The sequence below is a fragment of the Ruminococcus sporogenes genome, from assembly GCF_054655175.1.
This window is the reverse complement of record NZ_BAAHOA010000001.1, coordinates 758,554-780,544: the sequence shown is the minus strand read 5'-3', so window position 1 is coordinate 780,544 and position 21,991 is coordinate 758,554. Positions and strand designations below refer to the sequence as shown.

General features: G+C 44.8%; 28 protein-coding genes and 2 pseudogenes. 2 read left to right on the top strand and 28 right to left on the bottom strand.

The features are described 5' to 3' along the window. Positions 1-3: 3 nt before the first annotated feature. Genes ACYQ0N_RS04185 through ACYQ0N_RS04175 form a run of 3 tightly spaced genes read right to left on the bottom strand, consistent with a single transcriptional unit; the run spans position 4 to position 2,273 of the window. Positions 4-1,377: a sensor histidine kinase gene (locus tag ACYQ0N_RS04185; protein ID WP_460161948.1), complete on the bottom strand. Its 1,374-nt coding sequence runs from the start codon at positions 1,375-1,377 to the stop codon at positions 4-6. Further along, complete coding sequence (locus ACYQ0N_RS04180) at positions 1,358-2,035, bottom strand: response regulator transcription factor (protein ID WP_460162170.1); 678 nt, start codon at positions 2,033-2,035, stop codon at positions 1,358-1,360. Before ACYQ0N_RS04180 ends, ACYQ0N_RS04185 begins: the two co-directional genes overlap by 20 nt. 16 nt (positions 2,036-2,051) lie before the next feature. After that, positions 2,052-2,273 carry a helix-turn-helix domain-containing protein gene (locus ACYQ0N_RS04175; protein ID WP_460161947.1) on the bottom strand — a complete coding sequence of 74 codons (222 nt, stop codon included), beginning with the start codon at positions 2,271-2,273 and terminating at the stop codon, positions 2,052-2,054. Between the two features lie 192 nt (positions 2,274-2,465). Here ACYQ0N_RS04175 and ACYQ0N_RS04170 point away from each other — a divergent pair, with 192 nt between their 5' ends. After that, a complete protein-coding gene (locus ACYQ0N_RS04170; protein WP_460161946.1) occupies positions 2,466-2,825 on the top strand; it encodes a helix-turn-helix domain-containing protein in 360 nt (119 codons plus the stop codon). A 25-nt stretch (positions 2,826-2,850) separates the two neighbouring features. Here the strand turns inward: ACYQ0N_RS04170 and ACYQ0N_RS04165 are convergent, their stop codons facing one another. The 23 genes and pseudogenes from ACYQ0N_RS04165 to ACYQ0N_RS04055 form a co-directional block, all read right to left on the bottom strand. Continuing rightward, positions 2,851-4,614: a lysozyme family protein gene (locus ACYQ0N_RS04165; protein WP_460161945.1), complete on the bottom strand. Its 1,764-nt coding sequence runs from the start codon at positions 4,612-4,614 to the stop codon at positions 2,851-2,853. A gap of 35 nt (positions 4,615-4,649) precedes the next feature. Further along, on the bottom strand, positions 4,650-5,420 hold the full coding sequence (srtB, locus tag ACYQ0N_RS04160; RefSeq protein ID WP_460162169.1) for a class B sortase: 771 nt from the start codon (positions 5,418-5,420) through the stop codon (positions 4,650-4,652). Positions 5,421-5,434: 14 nt separating this feature from the next. Further along, the gene (locus ACYQ0N_RS04155) at positions 5,435-5,839 is read right to left on the bottom strand and encodes a DUF6075 family protein (protein ID WP_460161944.1); all 405 of its coding nucleotides are present in this window, start codon (positions 5,837-5,839) and stop codon (positions 5,435-5,437) included. Between the two features lie 16 nt (positions 5,840-5,855). Beyond that, positions 5,856-8,189, bottom strand: coding sequence for a VirB4-like conjugal transfer ATPase, CD1110 family (locus tag ACYQ0N_RS04150; protein ID WP_460161943.1), 2,334 nt, complete (start codon positions 8,187-8,189; stop codon positions 5,856-5,858). Continuing rightward, on the bottom strand, positions 8,173-8,625 hold the full coding sequence (locus tag ACYQ0N_RS04145) for a PrgI family protein (RefSeq protein ID WP_460161942.1): 453 nt from the start codon (positions 8,623-8,625) through the stop codon (positions 8,173-8,175). The genes ACYQ0N_RS04150 and ACYQ0N_RS04145 overlap by 17 nt, the downstream gene beginning before the upstream one ends. Positions 8,626-8,700: 75 nt before the next feature. After that, on the bottom strand, positions 8,701-9,018 hold the full coding sequence (locus ACYQ0N_RS04140; RefSeq protein WP_460161941.1) for a type II toxin-antitoxin system RelE/ParE family toxin: 318 nt from the start codon (positions 9,016-9,018) through the stop codon (positions 8,701-8,703). A 3-nt stretch (positions 9,019-9,021) separates the two neighbouring features. Continuing rightward, positions 9,022-9,288, bottom strand: a complete 267-nt coding sequence (locus tag ACYQ0N_RS04135) for a type II toxin-antitoxin system Phd/YefM family antitoxin (protein WP_460161940.1) — start codon at positions 9,286-9,288, stop codon at positions 9,022-9,024. 110 nt (positions 9,289-9,398) lie between these two features. Continuing rightward, positions 9,399-9,635 (bottom strand): hypothetical protein, encoded by a 237-nt coding sequence (locus tag ACYQ0N_RS04130; protein ID WP_460161939.1) that lies wholly within the window; start codon positions 9,633-9,635, stop codon positions 9,399-9,401. A gap of 26 nt (positions 9,636-9,661) precedes the next feature. Next, positions 9,662-10,282: pseudogene (locus ACYQ0N_RS04125) on the bottom strand (VirB6/TrbL-like conjugal transfer protein, CD1112 family); the annotation flags it as partial. Between the two features lie 63 nt (positions 10,283-10,345). Beyond that, positions 10,346-10,819 carry an RNA polymerase sigma factor gene (locus ACYQ0N_RS04120; protein ID WP_460161938.1) on the bottom strand — a complete coding sequence of 158 codons (474 nt, stop codon included), beginning with the start codon at positions 10,817-10,819 and terminating at the stop codon, positions 10,346-10,348. An 81-nt stretch (positions 10,820-10,900) separates the two neighbouring features. Continuing rightward, positions 10,901-11,329, bottom strand: coding sequence for a sigma-70 family RNA polymerase sigma factor (locus ACYQ0N_RS04115; protein ID WP_460161937.1), 429 nt, complete (start codon positions 11,327-11,329; stop codon positions 10,901-10,903). 456 nt (positions 11,330-11,785) lie between these two features. Then, complete coding sequence (locus tag ACYQ0N_RS04110) at positions 11,786-11,974, bottom strand: cysteine-rich KTR domain-containing protein (protein ID WP_460161936.1); 189 nt, start codon at positions 11,972-11,974, stop codon at positions 11,786-11,788. A 26-nt stretch (positions 11,975-12,000) separates the two neighbouring features. Then, the gene (locus ACYQ0N_RS04105; protein ID WP_460161935.1) at positions 12,001-12,591 is read right to left on the bottom strand and encodes an SdpI family protein; all 591 of its coding nucleotides are present in this window, start codon (positions 12,589-12,591) and stop codon (positions 12,001-12,003) included. Continuing rightward, the gene (locus tag ACYQ0N_RS04100) at positions 12,578-12,874 is read right to left on the bottom strand and encodes an autorepressor SdpR family transcription factor (RefSeq protein WP_460161934.1); all 297 of its coding nucleotides are present in this window, start codon (positions 12,872-12,874) and stop codon (positions 12,578-12,580) included. Before ACYQ0N_RS04100 ends, ACYQ0N_RS04105 begins: the two co-directional genes overlap by 14 nt. 106 nt (positions 12,875-12,980) lie before the next feature. Continuing rightward, entirely contained in the window at positions 12,981-13,355 is a 375-nt protein-coding gene (locus ACYQ0N_RS04095; protein ID WP_460161933.1) for a TnpV protein, read from the bottom strand. Positions 13,356-13,362: 7 nt separating this feature from the next. Continuing rightward, the gene (locus tag ACYQ0N_RS04090) at positions 13,363-13,539 is read right to left on the bottom strand and encodes a hypothetical protein (RefSeq protein ID WP_460161932.1); all 177 of its coding nucleotides are present in this window, start codon (positions 13,537-13,539) and stop codon (positions 13,363-13,365) included. Next, positions 13,508-15,202 carry a recombinase family protein gene (locus ACYQ0N_RS04085; protein WP_460161931.1) on the bottom strand — a complete coding sequence of 565 codons (1,695 nt, stop codon included), beginning with the start codon at positions 15,200-15,202 and terminating at the stop codon, positions 13,508-13,510. Before ACYQ0N_RS04085 ends, ACYQ0N_RS04090 begins: the two co-directional genes overlap by 32 nt. Next, positions 15,202-15,393, bottom strand: coding sequence for a hypothetical protein (locus ACYQ0N_RS04080; RefSeq protein ID WP_460161930.1), 192 nt, complete (start codon positions 15,391-15,393; stop codon positions 15,202-15,204). Before ACYQ0N_RS04080 ends, ACYQ0N_RS04085 begins: the two co-directional genes overlap by 1 nt. A gap of 66 nt (positions 15,394-15,459) precedes the next feature. Next, entirely contained in the window at positions 15,460-15,684 is a 225-nt protein-coding gene (locus ACYQ0N_RS04075) for a YdbC family protein (protein WP_460161929.1), read from the bottom strand. Positions 15,685-15,729: 45 nt separating this feature from the next. Beyond that, entirely contained in the window at positions 15,730-16,584 is an 855-nt protein-coding gene (locus ACYQ0N_RS04070) for a ParB/RepB/Spo0J family partition protein (protein ID WP_460161928.1), read from the bottom strand. A gap of 9 nt (positions 16,585-16,593) precedes the next feature. Further along, positions 16,594-17,559, bottom strand: coding sequence for a MobV family relaxase (gene mobV / locus ACYQ0N_RS04065; protein WP_460161927.1), 966 nt, complete (start codon positions 17,557-17,559; stop codon positions 16,594-16,596). 233 nt (positions 17,560-17,792) lie between these two features. Then, the gene (locus ACYQ0N_RS04060; RefSeq protein WP_460161926.1) at positions 17,793-17,954 is read right to left on the bottom strand and encodes a hypothetical protein; all 162 of its coding nucleotides are present in this window, start codon (positions 17,952-17,954) and stop codon (positions 17,793-17,795) included. 50 nt (positions 17,955-18,004) lie between these two features. Then, on the bottom strand, positions 18,005-19,036 hold the full coding sequence (locus ACYQ0N_RS04055) for an AAA family ATPase (protein WP_460161925.1): 1,032 nt from the start codon (positions 19,034-19,036) through the stop codon (positions 18,005-18,007). A gap of 500 nt (positions 19,037-19,536) precedes the next feature. Between ACYQ0N_RS04055 and ACYQ0N_RS04050 the strand changes: the two genes are divergently transcribed. After that, complete coding sequence (locus ACYQ0N_RS04050; RefSeq protein ID WP_460161924.1) at positions 19,537-21,192, top strand: PIN-like domain-containing protein; 1,656 nt, start codon at positions 19,537-19,539, stop codon at positions 21,190-21,192. A gap of 109 nt (positions 21,193-21,301) precedes the next feature. Here the strand turns inward: ACYQ0N_RS04050 and ACYQ0N_RS04045 are convergent. Both ACYQ0N_RS04045 and ACYQ0N_RS04040 read right to left on the bottom strand, forming a co-directional pair. Continuing rightward, a pseudogene (locus tag ACYQ0N_RS04045) lies at positions 21,302-21,535 on the bottom strand (hypothetical protein); the annotation flags it as partial. Between the two features lie 94 nt (positions 21,536-21,629). Next, positions 21,630-21,983 (bottom strand): glutamyl-tRNA amidotransferase, encoded by a 354-nt coding sequence (locus ACYQ0N_RS04040; RefSeq protein WP_460161923.1) that lies wholly within the window; start codon positions 21,981-21,983, stop codon positions 21,630-21,632. Between the last annotated feature and the right edge of the window lie 8 nt (positions 21,984-21,991).

Sequence of the window (21,991 nt, the reverse complement as noted above, 5' to 3'; positions counted from 1 at the left end):
GTTTTATAGGAAAAATGCCGTGAATTTTACGCCGCTTTTTGTATTTTCCATTTTATATGGGATACCGTGATGACCTAAGATTGTTTTTGTGATATACAATCCCAAACCGCTTCCTCCGCTATTTCGATTACGGGATTTCTCCACCCGATAAAAAGGCGTAAACAGTTGTTTCAAATCTTCCTCGACTATATGAACACCTGAATTTTCCACTGAGAATATGCCGTCCTGTAATGATACTGTTACCACAGCGCCTATCGGGGAATAAGCCGCAGCGTTGCCGATGACATTGGTAAATACTTTCTCAATTAGCCGACCATCGCCCTCATAATGAAAGTCGGGCTGTATTTCCATATTCAGTTCCATTTCTTTATCTTCCATTAGACCACTATTTTTTCGGCAGACATTTTGCAGCATCTGACTAATATTTAGGTCGGAGCGTACAAGCTGAAAATCGCTGCCGCCCATCTTTGCCGATAACATAATTTCTTTCACGATATGCTCCATATCACCCACCGTTTTCAGACAGTGGCGCAGATAGGTATCTCTGTCCTTATAATCGCCAACCTTGTAAAGCATTCCTTCCAGTTCGCCTTTAATAATTGCAATCGGAGTTTTCAGTTCGTGGGAAACGGAAGTAAAGAAATCAATCCGTTGTTTTTCCTGCTCCCGTTCCTTCTCAATATCCTGCTGTAATTGCTCGTTTGCTGTTTGCAGGCTGTCAAGAGCAGCACTTAACCGCCCCGACATCTCATTCAGACTGGTTGCTAAAACGCCGATTTCGTCTTGCCGCTTTATATCGCATTTCCAAGTCATATCAAGCTGTGTCATTCGTCTGGCGACACTGCAAATATCCACCAATGGCTTTGAAAAATAGCGGGAGCAAACGAAAGCTCCGATAACAGAAATAAGAAGTATCATCACGGCGATAAAGGGCAGGAGCTTAATTAAGACATCATAAGACTGCGTTACAGCTATGAGAGAAACAATAGCAGAAAGTCGGTAAGTCTGTCCGTTCTGCACAAATGTTGACGAACAGCTCATCGACAGAGACGATGAGAATATGTCCGCACCATCTTCTGCATTAGCGAAATTTACTGAGAATACGCTATTTTCATTTTCGTCAGTGATTTCAACGGTGGCATTGTTCTTCATAGAGAACTCAAGGATGCCGTCAGAGCTTTCCTCCCAACCGTATTGCTCTAACATTTCCACCATTCCATAGAAATCTGATGTGACCTGATGCTCAAGCTCTGTCTGGTAATTCTTAGGGAGAAACACCATTACCATACTATAAATGATGATGCAGCAGCCTATAAGCAGTACCATCATACTGATGAAAGTTTTTGCCTGAATGCTTTTACTGATTTTCTTTCTCAATTTTATATCCCACTCCTCTGATTGTTTCTATGTAATCCACACCCAATTTCCTGCGGATATTTTTAATGTGTGTATTTACAATCTTTACATCTCCGAAGTAATCATAGCCCCAGATTGTATTAAGCAGATTATCCCTTGTAAACACACGTCCCTGATTTTCCAAAAAGAGCTTCAATATCTCAAACTCCCGTGTTGTGAGGGAAATACCCTCTCCGTTTACAAGGACGTTAAAACTATCAATGTCTAAGGATATTTCCTTGTAGTGAATTACGGTATTCTCGTTCTGGTTTCCTTTTTCCGTTCGGCGCAATACCGCTTCTATCCTGCGTATTACAAGGGGCATAGTAACTGGTTTAGTGATATAATCATCTGCCAATACATCAAATCCTTTTAGCTGGCTGTCATCATCGTCCCGTGCGGTCAGCATAATAATGGGAACTTGGCTTTCTTTTCTAATCAGCTCGCAGACCGCAAAACCGTCAATTTTCGGCAGCATTAAATCAAGCAGCACCAAGTCAGGATTACATCGGTGGAATTTCTCAATCCCGTCAAGTCCGTCATCAGCTAAAATCGTGGTATATCCTGCATCCTCAAGAAACGCTTTCATAACATTTTGTATTGCTCTTTCATCGTCTATTATCAATATTGTTTTTGACAACATAAAACACCTCCATTTACAATTTATCAGAAGAATGTGGAGTTACGGTGGAGTTGGCACATTTTTTATTTTCTTTTTTTCGGGCGTCACTTGGCTTGCTCGCCTTTTTCGGTATAAGCCACACTCGGCTAATATTTATTGCTCCGTCAATTCGGTTTTCCTTACACAGCCGTTGTACCCAGCGCAGGGATACATTACATCTTTCAGCGGCTTCCTGTGCTGTCATATATTCAAACATAAGTGACCTCCCAAACATAAATATATACATTATAGCCATTTAAACGAACAGTATCAAGTATGCAAGTATGAACTTTCTTTTCTTCTAACAAGAAGTATTATCTCTTGTTACAGGCAATGACACTTTCTTTAATAGGAAGTGAGATTTCTGTACAATATAAGAAAAGAAGATTTAAGGACAGGTGGTGAGTAGATGGACGGCAGAGAAAACAAATTCGGTATTGATTTTGCACCGATAGGGCAGGCAATTAAAAAAGCCCGTATCGCACAAAATATGACGAGAGAACAATTAGCAGGTATCATAGATTATTCCGTCCGCCATGTTCAGTCCATTGAAAATGAAGGGCAGTTTCCAAGCATACAGCTTTTTATATATCTTGTCCGTATGTTTCATATTTCGTTAGATGAGTTTATTTTTGCTGACGAAAAAGCAGAAAAGACTTCTCAACGCAGACAACTTGATGCGGTACTTGATAAGCTTGATGACAAAGAGCTTGCAATCATAGAAGCAACCGCAAACAGTCTATGTAAGGCAAAAGAGCCAGAGGAATAACCTCTGGTTTTTCTTTTGCCGTTTTTTAATAGGCAGGGATACCATATCCATAGATAGAGCTGCTGCCGACAGAATAGCTTCTCTGCTTGCAGGCATCATCAGAATTGCCCTCAACCGTATAAACTGTACCGTTTTCGCATTTCTCCACAATGCCTGTGTGGTCGATTGTACCGTCATTATCCCAATCAAAAAAGATAATACTTCCTGCCGATGGCTCATAATCCCGACCCTGCCATTGTCCGTTGCCCTTAAACCAATTCACACCGTCCGAACAAAGGGCATACTTCGGTATGATTCCGCTTTCCAGATAACCGCACTGCTCGGCACACCAAGATACAAAACAGGCACACCATTCCACACGGCTGTCAAAACCGTACCACGACCAATAAGGCTGACCGCCCTCATTGCCAAGCTGCGTTAGGGCAACCTCCACAATGGCTTGATTGCCGCCGCCCGTAAATGCCCGTCCGTATGGATAGTAACGCAGGACGTGGGAAACATACTGCGTATCCCCGTAGCTGTCCCACCCTAAGCGTTCTGCCTGTGTGGTAGAGAACTCTACCGCATTGGCATAGGAATATCCTCCATAGTTGGTTTTCGCCCACGAGATATAGCCGTTGCCGAAATTGTAGCCCTGCAAAGCAAGTTTGATACGCTCCATATCAATCGGGTTTTCCACCTCCGCATCACTCAGGCAGGCGGCTAAATTCTGGATACCTACATTGATGGAATACTCTGGGTCAGTAATGCCGTTTGGCGTATTCGGGTAACGGGTATTGTATCCGCACTCGGAAGCCTGCATCGGGTCATTTCCACGCCCTCCAGATTCCTGCATCATCACCGCCTTAATCAGCTCCGTATATTCAGAAATGCCGTGCTGCCTTGCATACTGCTGTATCAAAGGCTCATAGGCTTCCACCTCGGCACTGACTGGCGTATAGGAGTTGCTGTTGCCGCCACCGCCGAATAAGGATACCGCACAGCCAAACAACACGATGATAAGGATAATCAAAACCGCAACCCAACCGCCTGCAATAATAGCAGAAATCAGAGCCTTTGTGCCTGCGATGATTGCCTTGACAGCGGCGATAGTCGCCCTGACCGCCGCCTTTGTTGCTTGGGCGGTAGCCTTTGCCGTTGCTTTCGCTGCCTGTGCCGCCTTTTGTGTCGCCTTGACCGAAGCCTGTGCAGTTTTCTGTGCCGCTTTTGCCGAAGCCTGCGTGGTCTTAATCGCAGCCTTTGAAGTGGAATGAGCCGTTTTGACACCTTTTTCGGCTGATTTTACCGTACCTTTGGCGGCAGTTTTGACCGTTTTCCCTGTGCTTTTGGCAGACTGTTTTATCGTCTTTTCCACCTGCCGCTTTGTCTTTATGGTCGGAGCAGGGGTATCGGGAATAACGGCACGGTTAGCCGTACTTTGACGGACGGCAGAGCCGCTTCGTACAGAAGCCGCCTGTACCTGTTTCTGCTCGGCAGCTTTCATTGCCCGTTTGGTCTTAAAATCGGCAATCTTATCCTTTGCCTTAACAACATTTTTCTTTGTGGTCTGCACACTTTTCTGACCCTGCTTATTGAATTGGTGGATGCCCTCGTCCTTGATACGGTCAGCCGCATAGGACACCTTATCGGAAGCATACTCAGTAGCAGAGCTTTCCTCCGCATAATAGCCCTGTTCCGCCTTATCCTTTGTCTTGGCATAGGCAGATTTCATACGCTCGCCTGCAATAGCCGCCTTGTCAATGGTCTTAATCGTACCCTTGACCGCATCTCTGGTCTTTATATTCGCCATACAAAACCTCCTTTCCCAGAAGTTTTGCGGTCATATCAAGCTACCTTTTTTGCCACCACCACAAGCCTGCCATTCTGGGCAGAGTATTCACAGGTGGAAAGGGTAATCAACCTGTCGCCGTATTCTGCGTTTACACCTGTGTCATACAGGGCAAGCTCCTTACACTTGGCGATATACGCATCAAAGGCTTCTTCATTCTCTGCATCCACAAAATCGTAGTAGCGGAAGCCCTCGGAGCTGTACACCACCGTCTTGAATACCGCCACGATTTCATATTCCTCCTGCTCGGTCAGCGTATCAAACTGAATGGTCTTGTGCTTTTCATAAAAGCTCTTTGCCTTGTAGTCCTCCAACGCTCCGAACATCTTGCCGCCCTTGATATGATGACCGTAAATCACAAGGTTGTCGCTCTCTGCGATGTTGCAGTTTTCTTGGATATACGGCGTTCCCAAATCACTGTACGCCTTTTCAAAATTGTGCTTCAAATAGAAGTTCGGCTCATTGGGGGTCTGCATTACGGGGTAATTGATCTTCGTGCCGGCAATGGAAATCCAACCTACCATATCCTCATTTTGCAGATACAGTTCCTTATATTTTGCAAGGACATCTTCGCCCTCACTGACAGGCGTATCCTCTGGGATTGCTTCTTCGGGAGCTTTTTCTACAAGCTCCGCCATCTGTTCAAACGCTTCGGTCTGTTCCTCCACCTGTGCATAGTGGTGGTAAATCTGAAAGCCGCAAAAAACCGCCGTACCTAAAAGGCATACGGCGGCAGCGATACAAATCTGCATTTTATATTTTTTCATAAGCTTATCCTTTCTCATCTTGAATGTTCCGTCTGCTGTTTCGGGGCAGGGAGTTCCCTGCAATACTCAGGATACCTTACCTTGATACCCTCCATAAAATACGGGGCGAACTCGCAGCAGAATAAATCCTCTGGCGTGAAGCTCTTTTCCCGTCCCTCCTCCACATAGTTATTCCAGAGGTTAAAGGCAAGGTGGCAGACTTTGACCGTGCCGCTTGTCTGCCAGCCGCCGTGCATACCCTCTGGCACAATGCAGTCTGTCTTAAAGTCAAACATCTGGCTGATGTTTGCCCTCGTTTCAGCGGCAATACCCATCACATAGAAAAAGGCTCTGTGATAACAGTCGTTTACCCTACATTTCATCATATTTTCCAGAAAGAAATCCCGATGAGCCGCAGAGCGAAATCGGATATTAGACATTGAAAATCCTCCTTTCCTAAACCTCACCGAACTTGGTTGTCATCAGCCTGTAAAGCTCTGTGTTTCTTGGGAACTTGTTGACAAACGGCACAAGGGAGCTGCCGACTTTCAAAAGCCCCTGTCCTGCACCGACATTCGTGATATAGCTCATCTGAAGGTCGGAGATGTTAAGGAGCTTGGCAAGCTCAAGCCTGTCTGTGGACGCTTGATTTAACATAATGATAAACTCGGAGTTTGCAAGCATCGTCCTCGCCGTATGGCTCTGTAGCAGGTCGTCCACATTCTGAGTGATACCCGTACAGTACGCACCATATTTACGCACACGCTTCCAGAGAGTAAAGAGGAAGTTCGCAGAGTATTCGTGTTGGAACAGCAGATAAATCTCATCAATGAAAATGAATGTGTTCCTGCCTTTGGCTCTGTTCTGCGTGATACGGTTTAAGATGCTGTCAAGAACAACAAGCATACCGATAGGCTGTAACTGCTTGCCTAAATCCAAAATGTCATAGCAGATAAGGCGGCTCTTGGTATCCACATTGGTATGCTTGGCAAAGGTGTTGAGAGAGCCGTCCGTAAACAGCTCAATGGCAAGGGCAATTTCCTGTGCTTCTGGCTCGTTCTGCTTTAACAACTCCTCACGGAAGTCCTGCAAGGTGGGCGGCGTTCCCTGATAATTGCCCTGCTGATAGTAGCGGTACACACTCGCCGTACAGCGGTCAATGATGGACTTCTGCTTTGCCCCAAGACTGCTGCCGCCGATGAGCTGCTCGCACAGGGATAAAATAAACTCCGATTTCAAAATGACAGGGTTTGCACCGTCACCGTAATCGGAGTTCATATCCATAGCGTTGATATGGCTTTCACTTGTGGCAGAGATGTGAATGACCTCGCCCTGCATCGCTTTTACAAGGGGCGAATATTCTCGCTCTGGGTCTATGATAATCACATCGGCGTTAGGGTCTGTGAGGATAATATTCGTCATTTCCTCCTTTGCCGTAAAGGACTTACCCGCACCAGATACGCCGAGAATAAAGGAGTTGCCGTTCAAAAGGTGGCGGCGGTTGGCGATAATCATATTTTTTGAAATGACATTCTGCCCGTAATACACGCCGTTTTCGTGATAGATTTCCTGCACACGGAACGGTATAAATACCGCAAGGCTCTCCGTGGTAAGGGTACGCAGGGCATCAATCCTGCGGATACCAAAGGGCAGAGCCGTATTAAGTGCGTCCATCTGCTGATATTTCAGCACCGCAAACTGACAGAGGTGCTTTCTTGCCGTGGTAAGGAGAGCTTCGGTGTCATTGTCAAGCTGCTCCTTTGTTTCCGCCGTATGCACCATCGTCAGCACCGCAAACATCATTCTCTGGTCACGGGTGGTCAGGTCATCTAAAAACTCCTTGCTTTCTTTCCGCTGCTGTTCAAGGTCGTAAGGGATGACCGCCGAAAAATTGTTGTTCTGATTTTGTTTACGCTGCCAGTTCGTGATGTTGGTTTCCACACCTAAAAGACGGTTTTCCACCTCACGCACGGCTTCATCTGTGGGAACGGGAACGACATCCACGGACAGCATCATATTTCTGTTCAGCTCACAAAGCTCGGCTACCATACTGTCCTTGATATAGGCAGCATACTCTCTAAGGAAAATCACACGCCCGTATCGGTTGCCGATTCTGAAATAGTCCTTTTCAAACTCAAAGGTATCAGGGCAGATATGGTCCTTGAAATCGTGACCTTTTCTCATACTCTGCACCATATCAAAACGGAACGCCGTTTCCTCTCCTGTGCGGTAGAAGTCGTGGAAGATACGGAGCTTTTCTTCTGCGTCAAGCTCGGTGCATTTTGAGCCGAGCCGTGAAAAATGTCCGATAAGGTCAGCTCCCACACGGGCAAAGTAGTGTCGTGCTTCTTCGATATTCTTCTTACAGACGGATATGGTCACATACTTATCCTGCACGATGGAATTAGCCCCTGTCGCTTTATCAAGGAGCATTTTGTTATATTCTGTTCGGTACTTATCCAGACCGTCCTCCGCCATAGGGATTAAAATGGTCTGTTCAAAGTCTGCCTTATTCAAGCGGCGGTTGTTGATAGTGATTTTCGTGGTCGCACCGCTGTCGAGGGCATTGAGAAGCTCCGAATACTCAAGGAACATCGCTTCCTTATCCTCACGGCTTGCCACGGCGTAGTTTATATCCTCAAACTTAAAGGTCTTTGCATACTTGTTCTTGCCCACAAGAAAAATGCCGTCCTCCCAGATGGTCTTAATAGGGATAACCGACTGCACCGACTTCGGCACAACAAATTTCTCCTTGTCCTGCTTGAACAGGTTTCTAAGCGTTTTTATCATAGTCTGCCTCCTTACGCTTTTTTGATTTTCTTGGTTTCTTTTTCTCTGTCTTTGCTGCCTGCCGTTTCTGCTTCTTCTGGGCAACAGGCAAGCCTTTCTCACGGGCTTCGATATTTTGCTTCAATGCTTCATAGTAGAGATTATCTGGCAGGAACATCAGCTTTTTCGGCATCAGAAATTCCGACTTAATCCACGCCCAGACAAACTGCTCGGCGGTCATACCGTTGTATTTCACAAAGCCCATCATTGCAAAGGGCGAAGCACCTAAGATACATACCCAACTGAGTGTTTCCGTTCCGAAATGCGGACGGAGCAGGAAAAACAGACCTACCGCCACACCGCAGGCAAGGGCAGAAAAAATGAACTGCCTTAAAGACAGTCCGAAAAACATACTTTCCGTGTAGTTACGGATTTCTTTATTTATTTTGACTTCCAAAAGTTACACCTCCTTTTTTGCACAAAAAAATCGCCACCTTTTATAAGTGACGATTTTCATTCCGATATTCTGCTGTTATTTGATAAGCCAACTGTAATCCTTGCGACAGTCAAGGATATATTCTACATAGACTGTATCATCTTGAATCTGGTAGAGGACAAGATACCACTTCTCAATGAACATCTTATGATATTTATTTGGAGTGATATACAATTCCTCAAAGAAAGGGAAACGCTGCGGCATCTGACACAAAGAACGCAATGCGGTCATAATCTCTTTTTTCTTTGCCGCTGCCGCCTCTTTATTGACCTGTGCCATAAAGCGGATATGCGTTCCTAACATTCTTTTTGCTCTGTCGGAAACAATTACTTTATACTTGCTGTTTGATACCATACGCTATACCTCTGCAATCACTTCATCAAGATAAGCGTCCAGTTCGTCAAGTGTACAGCCGCATCTTCCCGCAAGTCTGTCCTCCTCGACAGCGAGCAGTTCCTCACGGAGCTTCAGCATTTTTTCCCTGCGGTTGTAGGTTTCAATATCCATAACGACCAAATCCCCCTCGCCGTTCTTGGTAAGGAAAATCGGTTCTGCGGTCTTTCGGCACAAATCAGCAATCTCATTATAGTTCTGACGGATGGCTGCGGATGGACGGATATTCATAACGATACCTCCTTTGTTGACTTGGATAGTAGTATTCTATACATATTATACCCGTTTCATACAATCAAGTCAACCGATTCAAAAAAGTTTACAAATACGCCCATCCACAATCAACACCAACTTTCTTTGACATCTCCAGTCGCTATAAATAGAATACTGCGTTTGGGAACATAGGAAAGTCCAGAAATGGTATCTCCGATTTCAAATATTTCGTTGTCGTCAGCCTTTCCAAATTTTCCAACCAATCCCTCCTCCGCAGGCAGGTCATAGGCTTCTGAAGCTTCAATGACTTCTCCGTTCAGCAAGTGGATATAATAAATCTGGTAACACTTTGGTTCTTTCTTCATTTCGATTTTCCTTTCTTTACTTATAATTACAAGCCCATCATTTCACGTACAATACGGTCTGCCATTTTTACCGCACCGACTAAGACGAGCATATTGAAAATCAGCTCCCCGATATAGCTCCACACCATTGATACGGCTGCCAGATTCGGGTCAACGGCAGGGGGCGTGGCGGCAAACAGGGAAAAGATGATACAGGCAAGGACGATGATTGCTCCCTCCAGACAAACGGCGGCATAGCTTTTGATAAAGCTCTTGCCCACACTCTGGCTTGGCTCGCCTGCAAAAGTGGATAAGGGTACGGGAGCGATTGCGGTATAAAGATAGAGTTTAAAAAACCGCCCATACACCGACATAATCATAATGAACGACAGCACCGTAATGAACAGACCGCCGATGAGTGTCACCGCCCATAGAGGAATACTCTCGAAAAAGCCGCAGTCCTCAACAGCGGTCACAATCTCCTGTGGCAATACCGTCTGTGATGCCGTTCCAAATCCTGCGGCATTCATTATGGTGGAAATCACGCCCTGCACAATCTGAAAGAGAGCCATCATCAGCTCCAAGCCGTAAGTCACAACGCCTTTGGCAAGGGCAAAGCGGATAAAGAGTTTCAGTGCGTGTTCGGGTTTCTTGACCTCTGTAAAATTCCATTAGAGAACATATAGAGAAATACCCTCATATCCGAAGATACAAGGGTATTCGTTAAACTATCAAGCACAGAGATATTTTTTCATCTGTGCCTTTATCTTTTCTCTGGCGAGGATAACGGAACGCCTTACTGCCTGCGGTCTGCAATGTTCCATTTTCCCAATCTCATAGAAAGTGTACTCGTATTCGTGGTAGAGCAAGAAACGCCGCTTCTGAATTTCTGGCAAGGTGTTGATTGCCTTGTAGAGCAGTTCCGCCTGTTCTTCCTCGATGATTAACTCATCTACATTCTTTGGAAGTCTTAACGCTCGTCTGTTCAGCGTTTCGTCTTGCACCTCGTTAAACTCCCTATGTCGGTAATCCCAGTTTTCTATTTTCCGTTCATCAAGTTCCAGTCTACGAAACGCCATATAGAAATCATAGGGTACACACAGCTTTTGAATTTTTCCTTGTCCATCCCGAAAACTGATATGATAACTCGTTCCGTTCTCCGTCACTACTTCCCGAAGCCAGTATGTCCTTTTAGGTATCGCCATTGTTCTTTCCTCCTGCTAAAAAATAGGCGAGAGTTTTTTGACCTCTCGCCCAATAGCCCGTAGGAAAGCAGGGATTTCCCCTCAATGCCTAAAGGATTTTAATTTTTCACGCAACCTTTCAAGCCTTTTGTAAATAGCCTTTTCGCTTAAACCTGTTATTGCGGCAATCTCTTTAGTAGAATAGCCCTGTATTTTCAGCAGTACGATTTGCAGAGTATGCTTGTTCACCGTTATCAAGGCTTGATACAGTTCTTCATTCTCGATTTCATCAAGTAACTCAATAACTGTCTTGACCTCCTTAGTGTGTTCCTGCTCGGCAGTGTCCTCTATGTATTCCCCTATATCATTCAAGCGTCTGTAAAATCGTCTGTTAGAATTAAACTCCGTCCTGTCGTAATTGCGGATTTCTTCAATGATATTTTCCGAAACACCACATTCACGCAAAATCTTTTCCTCGGCTTCTTTCCAGAGCCGCCATTTCCTTTCTTCCCGTCCGTGATTGTACGCCACGTCCTTTACCTCCAATCTGAATTTTTTGAAAATCCAGATTGGTCGGCGGCGAACGGCAGCCTACGCCAAAAGCAGGCTTGTCCTGTGTTTTGACAAAATGCGACAAAAGAAAAACCGCAAAGGTTGTCAGACCAGTGCGGCTATGAGATATTAAAGTTCTATTATGTAGATATTTGGCATCTACTTCGAGGGTATAATATCCCCATATAAGAACGAGTATTTTTTTAACAGATTATCTCTATTCCTATCTGATGATATGTAGGTAATTACTGCTTCTAATTAGCAGCGGCGTGGCGGCTTTACACCAACACATAAAAATCCCTCCAAACTCGAAACGGGTTTAGAGGGATAGTCGCTTGAGCGTGACAATACAGCCCACCAAAACACCGTTTTTTTTGTTCGGTGGGCTTGTCCGAATATAAGAGAAAGAGCCGATGACTGAGATTGCTCACAAGTTCATCGGCTCTGCGTCTTTGCGTCTGGCTCTTTGATGACGGTTATATATAGTTCCTTTGCATTTATCAAAGTTTCCTGCTTGCATTTCGGGCAGAAAAGGGGATAGTTTATCAAAACTGTATCTTCTCTAAGCCTGTCACGAGTTTTGCTACCACATATAGGACATAAAATCCATTCTAATTTTTTCACTACAATCGCTTTTCTCCTTTTAGAAACTATCTTAATCCATCTTTCTTATAAACTATATAAGAAAATACAGCAGGAATAGCAATCCAAGTAACCATCGCAACGAGTGTCAAAATTTCAAAACTGTTAATTGCCGCAACACCCGCTATATAAATAAAAGCAAGGGGAATAGAGATATATCCAATAATTCTATGTGCTGCAATCCACGCTTTTTCATCAGTTACCGTCCACGGAAGGCGTAATCCCGTATGCTTGCTAAATGGGAGTTTAGGGGCTATGTTTCCCCCAAATAAAATAACTGCGGAAACAATCATAGCCGCAAAATATCTACCATCGTTATCTGATGAAACAATCCCTGCACCAATTAAAACAGCAATTACCACACATATTAAAAATATGGTAACATTGAAAATAGTAATCGCTTTTAGACTTTTTCCCTTTGGGTTATCATCTGAAAGAGAAGTGAGTTCATTGATATGCCGATACAAAACAAAAACGGCACTTATCATAGAAACAGCCATAAAAATAAGTGAAATAATCTGATTTTCAAATGCAAAAGAAAATATAACGGCTAAGAATGAAAGTAAAATTATTATTCCACGGGATTTATTTGCATTCATTTGATTGTACCTCCTTGATTTTCTGATAGTCAAATAACTCGGACAAATAGACAAACATTTCCTGCATTGCAGAAAGGTTTAAGGAATATATGATTTGGTTTCCTTTTCGTTCCGAAGTAACTATCTCCGCTTTCCTTAATACATCTAAATGTCGAGATATTGTTGGTTGAGCAATATCAAACCGCTTTACAATGTCACCAACACTCATATTTTCCCAACGAAGTAATTTTATAATCTCTCTTCGATATGGATTAGACAGGGCTTGAAAAAATTCATCATTCATAAATAGCACCTCCGCTATATAGCATTATCGCTATATAGATTATAGCACATCGGCTATATACTGTCAATATTAAAAGCAGCAGAGCCTTACACTCTGCCGCCTTTGCTTATGCGTAAATAATCTCTTTTTCCACAATCTCCCTCACACACGCCCGTATATTATTGAGCCTTTGTACCCATAAAAGCTGATTTTCAGCCTTTAGCTGCTCTGTGATACCCTGCGCCTGTTTCATCTGCTCTACCAGCCGAAAGAACAGTTCCTCCGCCTGCCTGTCAATGTCGGCAAGATATGTATTCAGCCTGCCGCTTGTAAGCAGGGTTATGTAGGTGGCTCTGCGGTACTCTTTCAGATACCGCAAGTGCCGCTGTCCCCATACGCCGATAGATATTTCTTTTTCGGTGGGTAAGGCAAGGCGGGGCAGAAGATAATCTCCCTGCTGTTCGTATGTGCCGCCCAACTGTTCAAAGATTGATTTTGTCATTGTCTTTTTACCTCCGTATTTTCAGTTTGACCGTCTTTGCACTAATAAATTTGACAAGCAATTCGTCCACACAGTCCGTGTATCTGCCCTCTGCTATGAGCTTATTTCTCAATTCGTTTAAGCAAAGGATAATCAGCCGCCATTCGTTTTCCTCAAGATACAAATGATATTTTTTCTCTTTCATAGCCCTTTCCTTTCTTCAGAGGACACGTCTTTTTCCTGCAAGGGTGCTTTAAGACCTTTGCCAGAAAGCGGCGTTCCCCTATGTAACCGCCGAAGCGGTAACAGATTTTAATTGCCTGCTCTGTTCCTGCTTCGGTCTGTGTGCGGTCAAACACTTCAATCCGTTCAATCAGGAGATTGAGATTTTCCGCTGTGAGTTCCTGTATGCCTGCATACTCCGCCATTAAATCCGCCCACTTTACAGCGTTTGTCTGATTGTCCTTAACCTCCTGCAACGCCTGTTCCAATGCGTCTATCTGCCCTAAAAGCTGTTCCTGCTCACTCTGGTACTTATCAATCAGACGGGTAAAGTTACCATTGGAGATACGTCCCGAAAGAGAGTCTTCATACAGTCGGTCAAACAGCCTTGTCACTTCCTCATAGCGTTTCCTTGCCTGTTTCAGCCTGTTTTCGTTGCTTTTCCCACGGTTTCCGTCTGCTCTGTCGTTCATCTTGACCGCAAGGGCAACCGCCTTTTCCCTGTCCTCATAGGCAAGAGCAGCGTGATACTGAATATCCGACAAGACCGCTTTGTATAAGTCCTCATAATAAATACGGTGGTCGGTGCAGGCTTTCGTATCGTGGGCATAGGTGGTGCAGACATAGACACGGTTTCTGTCCTTCCCCCAATACCGCAGACCTAACGCCTTGCCGCAAGCACCGCATTTCACAAGCCCTGCAAATGGGGATACAAAATCATTCGTCGTATCACGCCTGCGGCTCTCGATTTTAGCGTTTGCCCCGTCAAACAGTTCCTGCGTGACAAGCGGCTCGTGGGTATTGTCTACCCGTATCTGCTCGGCTTCTGGCACTTTCTTGACCGCATTGACCTTGAAAATGCTCTCCGTCTTGCACATTACCAAGTGACCGAGATAGAGGGGATTGGCGATAATGTTGCGGATAACGGTGTGCGACCATTCGTATTTGTTTTCGGGATTTTCAAACCGTTCGGAATAATCCTTTTCCCCTCGTGAGTGCAGCCACCAAGAGGGGCAGGGTACTTGTTCCTCTCGGAAAGTCTTAGCGATTTTGTGCGCCCCCATACCCGCATTGGCAAGCTCAAAGATACGCCTGACTATCCACGCCGTTTCCGTATCCACAATCAGCTTGTTGTGATTGTCGGGCGCTTTGCGGTAGCCGATAGGGTTAAAGGAAGTGCGGTAAAGCCCCGCCTTTGCCCTTGCACGGATAGAAGAACGGATTTTCCGAGAGTTGTCCCTTGAGTAAAACTCGTTCATCACATTTTTCAGAGCCGCTATATCGTTGTTTTTGTTGGCGGTATCCACGCCGTCATTGACAGCGATATACCGCACATTTTTCATCGGGAAGTAAATCTCCGTGAAGTGTCCCACCTTCAAATGGTCACGCCCCAGACGGGATAAATCCTTTGTAATGACCACATCAATCCTGCCCGCTTCAATGTCATCGAGCATACGGTTGAAGTCTGGACGCTGAAAATTCAAGCCGCTCCAACCGTCGTCCACATAGACCTCCACCACCAAAAAGCCGTGTTCCTTTGCGTACTGCGTGAGCATTGCTTTCTGTGTTTTGATACTTTCGCTGTCGCCTTGCAGCATATCGTCTTTGGATAACCGACAGTAAAGAGCCGTCCGTAATACACTCATCAGCTTGCCTCCTTTGTCTTTGTTCTGTCCTCATTGTATTCGGTATCTTTTACAATCTCAAAGGTGCGGACAGAGGATTTCCCTCTCCGCACTTCCTTCACAAGCAGGGAAATAAACATTTCCTGCATATCTCCACCGCCCGCATAGACCGCCTGCACAACAATGCGGGGGCGTGTAGCTGTTCTCGCCATAGGCAGATATCCTCCTTAAAAACAGGGAAAGGGAATGTGCGGACACACTCCCAATCCCGAAAATCTTTATTCCGATAACTCGTTTTTTAACGCCGCAAAGAGCGTCTGTACCTCTGCTTTCGTCAGCGTAATGCCTTTTCTGCATTTCTCACGGTCAGGGGCAAAGCTGCGGATATCGTATTTTGGCTCTGCGCCGTTCCATGATATGAGGTTGAGTTCCTTTGTATATCCGCTGTCGCTTTTCGATAACACAGCGATTTCTTTTACGATTTCATACTGGATTTCTTTCATTGCAAGACCTGTCCTTTCTGTATTTACCCGCCGAAAAAAGAAACTTTATCGGCTGTCACGGTTTCGTTTTCTCTGCAATTCACGCTCTAACAGACGGATAATCGTATCTGTCATCTGCTTTGGCGTTGTCCCTCTGGGGAAATATTTCCGCAGCTTATCCATTCCGATTTTGACGGTTTCTTTCTGATTTGCCTTTTCCTCCGTCATAATCGCAAAGATGGTATCCATATCCAGCCGCCCCGACTGGCTTAACTTCTTCATCCGCTGTGCCTGCGACAAAGAGGGCGTGGCTTCTTCGCTCTCCATCGTAATCAGCAGGTTTTCCTGTTCCTCTTTCCGTAAAAAGGATAGTTCCACCGCAGGCGTTAAGGAGATTTTGTTCTCGTCCACCATCTGCAAAATCGGCGGTATCAGCTCCGTCAGACGGATAAACCGCTGCACCGTGGTCTTGCCTACGCCGAAGCCCTGCCCCACAATATCGTCCGTCCGCAACTTCGTCCCAAGTTGGGACGAAGTTAAATCGGTACGGTATCCCTGCCGCTTCATCGCTTCTAATTTCATCTTGTAGGCAAAGGCACGTTCGCTCGGCAGGATATTTTCCCGCTGAATATTGCTGTCCACAAGGGTAATAATCGCCCTGTCACGGTCTAAGGGCAAAACAAAAGCAGGGACGGTATCTATCCCTGCAAGCTGTGTGGCACGGACACGCCGCTGTCCCGCAATCACTTCATAACCGTCCCCGTCCTCTTTCGGGCGGGTAATAATCGGCGTTACCATACCAAACTCCTTAATGCTTTCTGCCATTTCTAACAGCAGTTCGTCCTCCACCACCCGAAAAGGATTGTCGGGGAACGGGTGTAAATCTGTTACCTTTAAGACGGTAAATTCCTGTTTCTTCATTCTAAAACCTTACCTTTCTCTTGATTTGTTTCTGCCCGATTTCTGTATTTCCGCCAATACTTCGGGCGGTATCTTTTTGAGCAGGCGTTCCATCTGGCTGTTGGTACGCTGCAATTCAAATATCTTTGCGTTTGCCTTTTGTACCTTTAATTCCTCCGCATACTTCTCGTTCCGCATACGCTCGGCATAGTCCGCCTCCTGCCCGATTTGAGCCTTCAGGCTGTCGATATAGGCGCTCTGCCTGCCGATTTCCCTCGAAAATTTCTCTGCATCGGGCAGCCAAGCGGAGAGCAGTTCCAACGCTTTGTCACGCTTTTTCCCTGCGTTAAAGGCGTTGATATCGGACAGAGCCTTGACGATTTCATCGTACTGTCTGTCCAATCTGCCGCCTAATTTAAAGAGCCAAGTGGAGATATGCTTTCGCTTTGTTTCCATTGAGGACTGACCTCTTTCAAGCTCATTCCACCGTGAGGACATACACTCATGGTAGGCGGTCTGCCACTCGGACAGGCTCTTCTGATTTCCTAAAAAGGCTTTTGCGGAGAGCCTACCCTCTGGCGTTATCGGCACGAAGCATAGGTGCATGTGGGGCGTTTTCTCGTCCATGTGCACCACAGCGGAGAGGATATTTTGTTTGCCAACACGCTTGGAGATAAAGTCAAGCGCCCTCGCAAAATATTCCGTCTGCTCGGCTTTTGGTAAACTGTTCATAAACTCTGGCGAAGCTGTGATAAGCGTTTCCACCATCATCACGCTGTCACGCCGCACTTTACAGCCTGCTTCGGCAATGCGGCGGTTTATCTCTTTTTTGTAGGTGTATCTCGGCGGCGGTATGAGATGATAATTGTTTTTCGAGCGTTCCATGTCAATATCGGGGTTGCTCTTGTAGGCTTCTTTCTTACGCTCATTGTGGCGTTCGCAAGCCGCCACGCCGCCCGCCTTGCGTTTCTGAAAGCGCAAAATCGCATAAGGCATACTCGGTCATTCTCCTTTCTTTTTCGGCGGGTAATCCTCCTCTGGGTGACAGCAATGACAGCAATGACGGCAGTTTTGGGATGCCCCCTGCGGCTGTCACCGTCACCGCTGCGCCGACACGATTCTTGTATCCGAAGCGGAAAGCGGCGGATACGCAGGGCAAAGCCCTGCCACTATAAGGGAGTCCAGAGGGAACGTCTGGCACACGCTCCTTGCCTGCAAGGTGTAGTGTGTTACACCCTGCATACGCTGTCGGAAAAATCTCTGGATTTTTCTGACGCAGGGGTGGCTTTACGAGCCGAGGAAGGCGAGTAATGCCCACGCCTGCACTTAGCGTTTGCGGGGTGTTCTCCCGCAGGGGGATGGCGGTGGGGGTATCCCAATATTGCCGTCATTGCCGTCACCGCTGTCACCCTGCGGGCAGAGCCGCCATTCTTCAATACGCTTACATGACAGGAACAGCAGCAGGGGGTATCCCAACATCGCTGTCATTGCCGTCACCGCTGTCATCCGTCCGTCTGGTCAGCGCAATCTGCCTGCCCTCTTTCCTGCGTCCGTACTGGTAATCAATGCCATTCTCGCAGAGGAACGTGGTGCGGTATTCATTGAGCCACTTGGTAATGACGGCAGGGAAGGTTTCTGTTTCCGCCATAGCCGCTATGAGTTCCGTCGCTGTCCCGTGCCATTCTGTTTTGTCCTGCATAAAATCCACTACCCGAAACAAAACCTTTGGTATGGCTTCTTTTGCAAGCTGCTCCTGCGTCTTTCGCTCCACCAGTTCCCAACTGCAATCACGGAAACGCAGGACAAGCTCCTGATAGGGCGTATCCCTGCCCGTCACATACAGCCTTGCGGTATCGGATGCCCTGTTTTCCCTTTCCAGTACAAAGGTGCTGTCTGCGCTGCCTGTCAGCCCTGTCGTTCCCGATACTTTGTTGAACACATCGCTGTCGTTCTGCTTTCGGATATGGTGGACGGCGATGACCGCAAGGGAATATCTGTCGGCAAACTCTTTCAGCAGGGAAATATCCCCGTAATCACTGGCATAGGCATTGTCCTTTGACGCTGTACGGACTTTCTGCAAGGTATCAATGACAATCAGCCTGCTGTCTGGGTAATCCTTCAGATAATCCTCCAACTGGACGATAAGACCGTCCGTTAATTTACAGCTTGCCACCGCAAAGTGAAGCTGCCCGCTTGCTTCGTCCGTCACTTGGAAAAGCCTGTCCTGTATGCGGGAGAGGGTGTCCTCCAGACAGAGGTATAAAACATCTCCCTGCACCGTCGGCATCTCCCACAGGGGCAGTCCCTGCGATATACAGAGGCATAGCTTTAACATAAGCCAGCTCTTGCCGATTTTCTGTGCGCCGCAGAACAAGCTCAGTCCTGCGGGCAGCAGACCGTCCACCACAAAGGGCGGCTTTTCAAGCGGCTCATAGAGCAGGGCGTCGGCGTCTGTTGTCTGTAGCTTCTGCATGGGCGTCCTCCTTCCGTTCTCTTTTTCTTTCATACTTGACCATAGGCATTTGACCTCCTTAAAATTTTTATATCCCGTTCAAGACAAACGGGATATGTAATACAGCCCTCCCATACAGTTCCACGCCTTTCATGGGCGGCGTTTTCTCTGTCAATGCTGTGCATGGATTAAGCAACGGGCAAGCTCGTATCATCGCCTGCTGTCCGCTGCGGCAGGTATCCCTCTGGTGGCTGCTATAAAATTTTCAAAGTACAAAAGAACGAAAAAAAGACGGGAGATTTTAACCTCTCGTCTAATAGCCCTTAAGGATAGCCGCTTTTGTACTTGCTGTTCTGATTTTTTGAAAAGGAAAAGCACCTGCACCAACCCGTTTGTTTTTTCGGTTGGTAGCAAATGCTCATATTATTTTAAAATTTTATAATCACAAACTTGTTTTTATGGTAAAATAGCAAGGTATAGATATCGACTTCAAAAAGGTAAACAAGAGGGTGAATGAATAAATGATAAACATAGAAAAGTTTCAAGAAATACGTTCGAGTGAGCATTTAATCGTTTTGGATACAAATGTATTATTGGAATTATATCGTCAGCCAGCCAATATTAGCCTAGATATAATAAGTGCGTTGAAAAAAATCCAAAATAAAATCTATGTACCAAGACAAGTATATGATGAATATTTAAAGAATTATCATAAAATATGTGGTGATGAAAAAAAGAAATATAAAAAAGTAACCCAAGAGCTTTCCGATTCCCTAAAAGCCCTCCAAGACGATATTACGAAAAAAATTGGGGAATACCGAAAGCATAACTATACGGATATTTCCAAATTACAGAATAATTTGAATAAAAAAATCAAGGATACACAAAATATCATAACCGAATTTGAAAAAAGCCATCTTGACGAAATTCAATTAAATATTGATTTTTTACAAAATGATAAAGTAAAAGAATTTGTTGATTTATTACAGAAGGAAGGTAATATTGGCGAAAAAATACCATTCTCAAAAAAACTGTTGTTATTACAAGAAGGACAAGTACGATATGATAATTCAATTCCGCCTGGTTTTTGTGATTCTACCAAAAATGGAGAAGCAAAATATGGAGACTTATTTGTATGGAAAGATATAATTACAATTGCAAAAAAGAAAAACTCTAACATCATATTTGTATGTAATGATATTAAAGAGGACTGGTGGGGAAAAAATAAAGATATACTTATTGATTTAAGGCATGAATTGAAGGAAGAATTCAAAGAAACCAATGCTGCTCTCAGTATTAATTTTTTGACTTTAGATAAATTTTTCTCATATTTATCAGAAGAATTAAAACTAGGAAAGTCTAAAAGTGCTTTACAATTATCTGCTTTAGATGATACTAAAGAGATGTTAGCCAACTATGAAGATAGAATATATCAAAGCATCACAGATTATTTATTGACCATAGATATTGAAAAAGAATTAGATGAAGAGTTTTTGGAAAGCGGTGATGAGAATATATATTGGAGCATAGCAGATGTTTCTGTTGAAAAAGAAAACAAAAATATCTTATATTATGTAAATTTAGATATTAGTGTCCTTGCAGATTTAATTTATCAAGAGGATGGCGATTATCCTTATGATGCGGGTAAAATTGCTTTGGCTTTAATTGGAGAAGCGGAAATATCGATGGAAGAATATTCAACAGACAGTGAAATAAAAATTACAAGTGTTGAAAAAAGCGATATCTTGCATATTGAACCAGAAATATGGAATATCGTAAAAAACATGGAAAATAGAAGCTCTTGCAGAAAGATTATTTCCACAAGTAAAAGTCTAATTAAAATTCAAGAAACTACAGAAAAAATAAATGAAAATATAGATATAAATGGATTAAAACAAGCATTACAGCAATATGCAGCATTATATGAAAAAATAGCAGAATCCATTAAACCAATGCAGACGAACGAAACTTTTTCAGAGTTGGCAAAGCAAATTTCCTTAAGCTTTTCCGCAATTAAGCCTTTGCAAACTAATGAAGCGCTTTCAGAATTGGCAAAACAAGCGTCTTTAAATCTATCAGCAATTGAACCTTTACAGGTTAGCGGAACATTCTCAGCGCTAACAAAACAATTGTCAACAAACCAAAAAACAACTATGCCAACAGATGAATCAGAATAGTTTTCTAATGAAATCTTTGGTAATCTAGGCAATTAAGCCATATTGTTAAATCAGCGGATAGATAATGTATGATATACTGTCCGCTGATTTTCTGTGTTCTCAAAAGAAATTTAACTTCGGCAAAGCTGCCGCAGGTTTTCATTACGCCTACCACAAAAAACAGCACAAGCAGGGCAAGACCCACAGCCTGCAATGCACCGTGGATATTCACAATGACATTCCATATCGTACCGCCTTTGAACTGCTCTGGAGATTGGGTGATGAGCTGCCAGATTTCCGCCAGCTTTTCATTCCAAGTATTCAGAGCGTTGACTAAGTTTTGTACTACCCAGTTATCAGACATTCGACCACCTCCGTTCTTAAAATAGGCTTACGGGGTAATCCGCAAAGCGGATCTGCCCCGTAAGCTCTGTCTTGTGTCTTTGGGTTATCGGATATTAGCCTGTAATGAGAGTCAAAATCTCTTTTGCAAAGGTAATGATGACGCCGCCTGCAAGGGTCAGAAAGCCGTTTGCTCTCTGGGACGGGTCGTGCGATTTGAGGGACAGACCAATCTGCACCACACCAAAACCGAGCAGAATCATACCAACAGCACGGATTAAGCCGAAGATAAAGTCGGAAAGGTTGTTGACCACGGTAATCGGGTCATTGGCTGCAAAGGCGGTTGTGGTAAAACAGGTTAAGCAAAGCACAACTGCCGCATACGCAGCCAGAACCTTTTTGCTTTTCTTACCCATCGGCAGCTTGGTGTTTTCCTTGTTCTTGGTGTTCTTTTTGTTAAAAAACTTCATAGATAATT